2 protein-coding genes are annotated in these 1364 nt (G+C 60.3%); both read left to right on the plus strand.

Annotated features, from left to right (window positions below; genetic code table 11):
• The coding region (locus E1J61_RS37630; protein ID WP_165971617.1) for a hypothetical protein at window positions 1-835 on the plus strand (835 nt) is incomplete at its 5' end.
• Window positions 822-1364 (plus strand): type IV pilus biogenesis protein PilP (gene pilP / locus E1J61_RS35945; RefSeq protein ID WP_133098533.1); only part of this gene is annotated, 543 nt, incomplete at its 3' end. The genes E1J61_RS37630 and pilP, both read left to right, overlap by 14 nt.

The following is a 1364-nucleotide window of genomic DNA, read 5'->3' on the forward strand; positions in this document are numbered from 1 at the left end:
CTTTGGAAACCTGCTTCCGGACAGCATCCCGCTCCCGCTGACTGACCTCGTGAAAGAAGGGGACGCGAAGGCAGCGACCCTGATTCCGGCCTCACGCGGCGTCGACCCAAAGTTGCTTTTCCTTGTGGCCTTGCTCGCTGTCGTCGGCGTGGGCTACGGCTATACAAGCTGGAGTAAGGAGCGCGACCGAGCGGCTCGCCTGTCGGCGCGGGCGCAACAGCAGGATCCCCAAAAGTTGTACGCCGCAAGCCTTGCGGCTGCGCTTTCGACGGCTGGCGTGCCTGTTGCCGAAATCGCACCGCAGCTCATCGAGTCTGCGATGGATCAAGAGGTGTACGAGGGGGGGTGGATGCTCAAGCAGGTTGTCTGCGAGGCTGGCGGCTGCACGTACAGTTGGGAGAATCTCGGGGGAAACAATCTCTCGCTCAAAAGCGCTATGGGCGGGCGGGAGATCAACACTTCTCTCGATGGCAAAGGAGCCGCGTTCACTGTGCCAGCGAAGAACGCGCAAGCCTCGCAACTCGATCCTTCGCGCTTGCCAAATATGCAGCACTTCATGGAGAACACGGGATCTTTCTCCCAGGACGTCCGCCTGCTTGGGGTCCAATACAACTTCACACCCCCAGAGATCTTCGGTGCGGATCCGACTATCCCAGCAGGGGCGATCAAATCGCCGGTCCGCGCAGGCACGTTCAGCTATGCGGGGCCGCTTGCCTTGGCTGCAGAAATGGCGTCGCAGTTGCCTCGCAATATGACCCTTACGCGCGTGACGCTGGGGTCGGATAGCACTGGACCAACATTCAATCTGGAAGGCAAATACTATGTCAAAGACTAACGCCATGGCGGTTCTGTCCGCCGTGTTGCTGTGCACGTCGGTCGCGCAAGCCGCACCGTTGCGGGAGCTTGTGGAAGAGCAGCGCGGAGCGATGGCGGACGAGATTGCAAAGAAGCGGACAGAGTCCAAGGCACGAGTCGAAACGCCATCTGTCGGCACAGTGCCTGCTGCTGCCCCGACCCAGACGCAAGTCGCGGCGGAAGACAACAAGCCTCGTATTGAGGACGTTGCGGTGGTAGCTGTCTATGGTGAAGTCGGAAAGCTCACTGCCGATGTCTCGTTGAAAGGCGGTGTGCCCACCGCGGTCAAGGAAGGCTATGAAGTCATGCCAGGCTGGTACGTGGACTCCATTACTTCGCAGCGGGTGAACTTCACGCGTGGAAAGAAAAGAGGAAAGGGGGTCACGCGTCATATCGTCTACCTGTCCGAGCCCGCAACCGTCGCAACCGCGCAATCCCGCGGCATTTCATCGCCTTCTGGCTTCGGCACTTCGTTGCCGCCTATCGTCGCGCCGACTCCGACGCAAGTC

Origin of the sequence: Cupriavidus sp. L7L (assembly GCF_004353535.1) — a bacterium.
Classification (GTDB): domain Bacteria; phylum Pseudomonadota; class Gammaproteobacteria; order Burkholderiales; family Burkholderiaceae; genus Cupriavidus; species Cupriavidus oxalaticus_A.